The sequence below is a fragment of the candidate division WOR-3 bacterium genome (genome assembly GCA_039801365.1).
Taxonomy (GTDB): Bacteria; Hydrothermota; Tepidihabitantia; order Tepidihabitantales; family Tepidihabitantaceae; genus JBDRUN01.
Genome location: JBDRUN010000113.1, coordinates 1 through 6,511 on the forward strand (window position 1 = coordinate 1; position 6,511 = coordinate 6,511).

Below are 6,511 nucleotides of genomic sequence, written 5' to 3' on the forward strand. Positions count from 1 at the left end.
GTCTGGTCAACCGTGTCGGCATTGACCGTTAGCAGTCTGCTCGAAAGATTCCGCAACCGGGACCGTCGGACCTGTGGCCGTCTGATTTCTTTAGTCGAGGACGAAGCCGAAGGTGCAACCGAGATACTGAACGAGCTGTATCCCTTGATGGGCCGGGCATATCGTATCGGCATCACCGGACCGCCGGGCGCAGGCAAAAGCACATTGGTGGAAAAGCTTGCACTTGAGTGCCGTGCACGGGGTCGTACTGTGGGTATCGTTGCAGTTGACCCGACATCGCCGTTCTCGGGCGGCGCAGTACTTGGTGACCGGGTCAGGATGTCCTCGTTGTTCACCGACCCGGGAGTGTTCATCCGCTCGATGGCAACGAGAGGCGGTATGGGCGGACTGGCAACTAGGACCAAGGAGGTGTGCGACGTTCTCGATGCGTTCGGCCAGGACTACATCCTGGTCGAGACTGTAGGAGTCGGTCAGGTTGAGCTGGACATCGCCTCAGCCGCCCACACAACCGTAGTCGTGCTGGTGCCGGAATCCGGGGACTCGATTCAGGTGATGAAAGCCGGGCTGATGGAGATTGGAGACGTGTTCTGCGTGAACAAGAGCGACCGGCAGGGCGCGGACCGGTTGGTTGTGGCGATTCAGGCGATGCTGGAGCTCAGGCAGGACCGGGACGGTTGGATGCCGCCCGTCGTGAAGACCAGCGCGACCGAGGGCAATGGCACGGCCGAACTGCTTGCCCGGCTTGACGAGCACCGACAGTACCTTGAGCAGTCGTCCCTGCTCACGGCCCGCAGGATGTCCTCAATCCAGGCTGAAATCCAGGAGCTGGTTGAGGCCAGGCTCAGACGCGAAGTCTGGACCAGGCCGGACGTGGCTGGCGCGCTTGGCTCTCTTGTTAGAAAGGTCATGAACGGAGGTTCGACTCCGTATCAGGCGGCAGAGGAGCTGCTCAGTCTGGTTCAGTCTGAGCCAGCGGTCCGACCCTAGGAAACAGAGGAGGCACGAATGATGGATGAGCTGCGCGAAAAGGCAGCAAGATGGCAGGAAAGTCTTGCCAACGACGAATCTCAGAGACGGGAAACTGTATCCGGTGTGCCGCTCAAAGCTCTTTACACACCGCTTGACATTGAGCAACTGGACTACCTAAGGGACCTGGGTTTTCCGGGCCAGCCACCTTTCACGCGTGGTATTCACCAGGACATGTACCGGGGTCGGCTGTGGACGATGCGTCAATTCGCCGGGTTCGGTACCGCCAGACATACAAACGAGCGGTACAAGTTTCTCCTCAGTCATGGCGAGACTGGACTGTCGGTTGCTTTTGACTTCCCGACGCTCTATGGTCGAGACTCAGACGACGAACGTGCCCGAGGTGAAGTAGGCAAGTGTGGGGTGGCAGTATCCTCGCTTGAGGATATGGAAACGCTCTTTTCGGGAATTCCACTCGACAAGGTCTCAACCTCGATGACGATAAACGGACCCGCCTCGGTGGTGTGGGCCCTGTACATCGCTACGGCCGAAAAGCAGGGCGTGTCGGCTGACAAGTTGCGCGGCACAATTCAGAACGATATTCTGAAGGAGTACATCGCCCAGAAGTCGTGGCTGTTTCCGCCCGAGCCTTCGATGCGGGTCATCACCGACATAATGGCGTTCGGCGCCAAAGAAGTTCCACAATGGAATACAATTTCAATCTCCGGGTACCACATCCGCGAGGCCGGTTCAACTGCAGCCCAGGAGCTGGCATTCACGCTTAAAGACGGGCTCACCTACGTTGAGGCCGGGATCGCGGCCGGGCTGGATGTTGACGTCTTTGCTCCTAGGCTTTCCTTCTTCTTCAACTCACATCTGGACTTCTTTGAGGAAATTGCCAAGTTCCGGGCTGCGCGCAGAATCTGGGCCAGAGAAATGAAAGAAACCTACAAGGCCAAGAACCCCCGGTCCTGGCTCCTGCGCTTCCATACGCAGACCGCAGGCTGTACCCTTACCGCGCAGCAGCCAGAGAACAACATTGTGCGGACTGCGTTTCAAGCACTGGCTGCGGTTCTGGGTGGAACCCAGAGCCTGCACACTAACTCGATGGACGAGACCTGGGCCCTGCCGACTGAAAAGGCCGTGCTCATCGCACTCAGAACACAGCAGCTCATTGCCGAGGAGACCGGGGTAGCCAGCGTGATTGACCCGCTGGGCGGTTCCTACTTTGTCGAGTCGTTGACCTATGAGCTAGAAAAGCAGGCGTACCGGTACTTCGAGGCGATTGACGGAATGGGCGGGATGGTCAAGGCGATTGAGAACGGGTTTCCGCAGCGCGAGATAGCGGACGCCGCCTATCGGTACCAGCGTCTAGTGGACCAGGGCAGACGCACGGTCGTAGGCGTGAACAAGTACCAACTAGAAGGTGAGAAGCTTGAAATACCACTCCTGAAAATCGACCCGGAAGTCGAGCGGTCGCAGTGCGAGCGACTGGCGCAGCTCCGCAAGCGTCGGGACAACCTTAAGGTAAAGAAGGCGCTCGATGACCTGAAAGATGCGTGCCGGAGTCGGGACAACGTGATGTACCCGATACTTGAAGCGGTGCGGCAATACGCCACCTTGGGCGAAACGTGTCAAGCGATGAAGGATGTGTTTGGCGAGTACCGCGAGCCGCCGATGTTCTAGAAGTCTTAGGAGGATATTGAAGATGGGTAAGAAACTACGCATATTGATTGCCAAGCCAGGTCTGGATGGCCACGACCGGGGAGCAAAAGTCGTTGCCCGGGGGCTGCGCGACGCCGGTTTTGAGGTTATCTACACTGGTCTGCACCAGACACCGGAGATGATTGCCGAGGCTGCACTGCAGGAGGACGTGGACGCGGTCGGACTCTCAATTCTCTCCGGCGCCCACATGGTGCTTATCCCAGAGACGATGCGACTGCTCAGGGAGAAGGGAGCCGGAGACATTCTTGTCTTCGGCGGCGGGATAATCCCTGAAGAAGACAAGAAAGCCCTGTATGAGCAGGGTTGCGGTAGACTGTTCGGCCCGGGCACTGAAATCCGCGAGATTGTCGAATACCTTAAAGAGAAGTTTCCGGACAGCTAGGTCAACTCATTGATCCAGCCCTATCCTCGGTTCAGATGCGGGGTTACACAAGACCAACTGTGGTCGAATCGCGCTAGATAGTAAGTACTAGGGTGTCGAGCGCAGTGGCAACCAGGAAATGAAGCAAGGCGGCTGGCAGGAAACTCCGGCCTCTCAGGGCAAGAATACCGAGAATCAGTCCGGCTGCGATTGAGCCCCAGACTTCAGGTGCAGGCTTGCCGATATGCATCAGGGCAAAGGGAATCGTTGAGACCACAATCGCGGCAGCCGGCCCGGCCCGTCGCTCGAATCCAAACAGAAGATAGCCTCGGAACAGGAATTCCCAGCCGAACATATAGACAGCTCGAACCAACATGCACATAGCAAAGCCCGCGAATCCGTACCGCGATTCGTTGAAGTAGGGATACGCGTGCTGAAACGACGGCTGGTGTGATGCCCAGAGGACTAGAGGTAGCGTCGCAAGCAGCAGGATGCCTGTGTCCGGCAGCCAAGTTCTCCAGCGTCCCAACGACCATCCAAGCTCCTTTGGGCGAGACTTCAGGAGCGGCACCGAAGCCAGGGTAAGAGTTAGGTAGAGAACGCCGCGCAAGAGGTGAGCTCCGGGTTTGACCCAGCCCTGATTCGGCAGCGCGGTTGACAGCGTCCGGACCACGGAATACAGCATAGAGCCGGCCTGTGCAGCAAGTGAACGCGGGATGTACTGGGACCCGAGCATGGCCGCGGTTGCAACCAGTCCGATCAGAAACAGGTCCGGATGTTCGAAGGCGGCGCGAATGTCCTGCCGAAGATTCCGAAACCAGGTCATCCGATACGATAGAATAGCCGGTGCTTCAGTCAAGTCGAAAGAGTAAGGGGCGGGCATTTGCCCGCCCCTTACCGGCAGTTCTTGCTAGTGTGTAACACTGAACCGGCAGGCACTTGCTCCAGCCGGGTTCGTGACGCGGGCAAAGTACATGCCGGACGCCAGCCTGCGGCAGTCAAACGTATAGTTGCCGGAAACGGTGGCGTCAAGCAGTCGAGCGCCGCTCACTGAGAACAGTTCAAGCCGGCTGGGTGACTCAGTGCCCGTAGCAAAGGTTACACGATTCCGCGCCGGACTGGGTGACACCGATAGCAGGGGTGCAGTTGCGACCGGTACCTCAGCAACGCCAACCGGATGACTACCGATTGTTATCTGGAAATCAACCGGCTGCATGTATGGGCGTCCGGCATCGGTATAGCTGATTTCGAGACGCAGAGAAACCGGCGTATTGGGGGGAATGCCACTCGATGCACTCAAGGCGAACTGGCTTGTGTTGTTCGCAGTCTGCGATCGTCGAGGACAGTTGGGGAAAGACTTCACTGAATCAAGCACAGTGACACCGCTGTGCCTGGATACCAGTTTCGCGGAAATCCCATATGCTGAGTCCAGCGGGTGGCAGGCACGGTTCTTGACCGCGAACCATATGTTAGCGGCCTCGCCGGGGTCAAGCTGGCCGTTGTTGTTACCGTTGGCATCGTTGACCGTCACCGAGACTTTCTCAAAGAAAACCCCGGAAAGCCTAGTCAGGTAATAGAGATTGGGAATGTTCTTGTTGCATTCGCTGCGGATGAACGCCGAATCATTGTACCCGTACCAGAAATCGTTGGTCGAAAGCTCGCAAGTAAAGGCGTAGGTAACGAACTTGCCCGCGGTGTCGGAGTACTCCCAATCAACGCTGACACCGTTGCAGGGATAGATAGTCTGATAGATTTGGCCGGTCCGGCTCTGGGAGTAGCCGTTGTTCACTCGGAAGGTATCTACCATTTCCTGAAGCACCGCCCGATCCGGTGGCGTGGTGTTGGCATATCCCCAAGGGTACATGTTGTACTGACCATAGGTGTGATAGTCCATGCAGGTACGGAACAGGCGCTCGTTCATGAAATCGCGGATTACCTGGGTCTCGGGTTCGGAAAACCTGCTCGGACCCCGATAAGTCTCGTCCGCCGGGTTGCTTGACGACCCATTGCTGCTGTAACCCCACTTGTAGCCGTAGTTGCGGTTCAGGTCAACGCCGATATTGGGTGGTACCGGTCCGCGGCGGTTCTTGCGCCAGTTGGCACTGGCCCCGCCTGAGTCCGAGTTATACACGTACCCGTCCGGGTTCATCACCGGAATGATGTAGATTTCGCGATTGTTGACAAGCCAGGTGGACACTGAATCGCGTCCGTACTCAGAGAGGATTCTTTCCGCAAACATCACGCAGCAGTGAGTACTCAGCGGTTCGCGAGCATGGGTAGCACCGTTGAAGAAGCAGGCCGGTTCATCCTCGGCCACACTTGGGTTGTCTGATATCTTCAAGCCCCAGAGTGCTCGACCTTGGAAACTCAGACCGGCGCTGAACTTTGTGCACAGCGTCGGGTATCGGGAGACCAGGTAGTCAAGCGTGTCCTCAAGCTCCCAGTAGGTAAGAAAGTAGCCGAAGTTGCGGCCCGCATCGATATCGTATGGATCAACACCGGTTACGTATCGGAATTTCTCTCTTATATCCGGCCAGACAACCTCGGCCCTGAGCCCGGCAGAACGGATGCGGGCAAGTTGCTCATCATCGGTGTTGATAACAAGATACCCGCCGTCCTCGTCTTCATCCCAGGTGCAGACATCCAGCTCGCCAGCAAGGTCACCAAGCAAACTGAGGGTCCTGATATCATCAAAGTAGACCCTGGCTTCCATGATTTGGCCTGAGCGGTCAAGCGCGAACGCGGTGGTTGCTGCAAGGAAGCCAAGCGCTACGAACATTACTGCGCTACGCAATTCTCCTCCTACTTTCTGAATCGCTGGGCAGATACACACGGCTTTGTGCCAGAACGATTCTAGGCGGCCTAGCTGCATTGTCAATACGTTTCCATTCTCCTCAAAGTTCCAGGTTCTGGGTGGTCCTGTATCGTACGGTCTGGCGACGTTTGTCCCGAGGCAAGAAATGGCTACGGGACACGGATTCGGAAAGCGGGCTGGGCGAGCTGCGAATCTTCGCCTGCTAGCAGGCGACCAGACCAGTGTCGTTACGAACACCGGTTTGGCGGCTGCTGTCCTGAGGAAAAAGGAATGGCTGGGGGACAGGGATACGAGAAGCGAGCCTGGTGAGCTGCGAATCTTTGCCTGCTAGCAGGCGACCAGACCAGTGTCGTTACGAACACCGGTTTGGCGGCTGCTGTCCTGAGGAAAAAGGAATGGCTGGGGGACAGGGATTCGAACCCCAATTAGCTGATCCAGAGTCAGCTGTCCTGCCAGTTAGACGATCCCCCAGTAACCAGTCTGAAGGATACGCAGGCAGGAAGCAAAGTCAAGAAACTCAGCTCTAGCCCAGGTACATGGTGACCCCCTGAGGGCGGCCGCAAAGTCGGCTGGCATTCCGCCAAGAGACTGGCTTGCGTTGCGAGGAAGCGTGAAAACGTTGCTGCACGAGACGAAACTGAAAG

6 protein-coding genes and 1 tRNA gene are annotated in these 6,511 nt (G+C 57.2%); 3 read left to right on the top strand and 4 right to left on the bottom strand.

Translation table 11 applies throughout. The features are described from left to right. The 3 genes from meaB to ABIL25_10530 all read left to right on the top strand — a co-directional run. A partial coding sequence (meaB, locus tag ABIL25_10520) for a methylmalonyl Co-A mutase-associated GTPase MeaB (protein MEO0082701.1) occupies positions 1–987 on the top strand: 987 nt, incomplete at its 5' end. Positions 988–1,005: 18 nt separating this feature from the next. Next, positions 1,006–2,652: a methylmalonyl-CoA mutase family protein gene (locus ABIL25_10525; protein MEO0082702.1), complete on the top strand. Its 1,647-nt coding sequence runs from the start codon at positions 1,006–1,008 to the stop codon at positions 2,650–2,652. A 22-nt stretch (positions 2,653–2,674) separates the two neighbouring features. Next, positions 2,675–3,073, top strand: coding sequence for a cobalamin B12-binding domain-containing protein (locus ABIL25_10530; GenBank protein ID MEO0082703.1), 399 nt, complete (start codon positions 2,675–2,677; stop codon positions 3,071–3,073). A 73-nt stretch (positions 3,074–3,146) separates the two neighbouring features. Here the strand turns inward: ABIL25_10530 and ABIL25_10535 are convergent, their stop codons facing one another. From ABIL25_10535 to ABIL25_10550, 4 genes are all read right to left on the bottom strand, one after another. Then, the gene (locus tag ABIL25_10535; protein MEO0082704.1) at positions 3,147–3,878 is read right to left on the bottom strand and encodes a CPBP family intramembrane glutamic endopeptidase; all 732 of its coding nucleotides are present in this window, start codon (positions 3,876–3,878) and stop codon (positions 3,147–3,149) included. A gap of 84 nt (positions 3,879–3,962) precedes the next feature. After that, on the bottom strand, positions 3,963–5,846 hold the full coding sequence (locus tag ABIL25_10540; protein MEO0082705.1) for a M14 family zinc carboxypeptidase: 1,884 nt from the start codon (positions 5,844–5,846) through the stop codon (positions 3,963–3,965). 417 nt (positions 5,847–6,263) lie between these two features. Beyond that, a tRNA-Gln gene (locus tag ABIL25_10545) sits at positions 6,264–6,338 on the bottom strand. After that, positions 6,324–6,511, bottom strand: a 188-nt coding sequence (locus ABIL25_10550; GenBank protein MEO0082706.1) for a hypothetical protein, incomplete at its 5' end; no start/stop codon positions are given. The genes ABIL25_10545 and ABIL25_10550, both read right to left, overlap by 15 nt.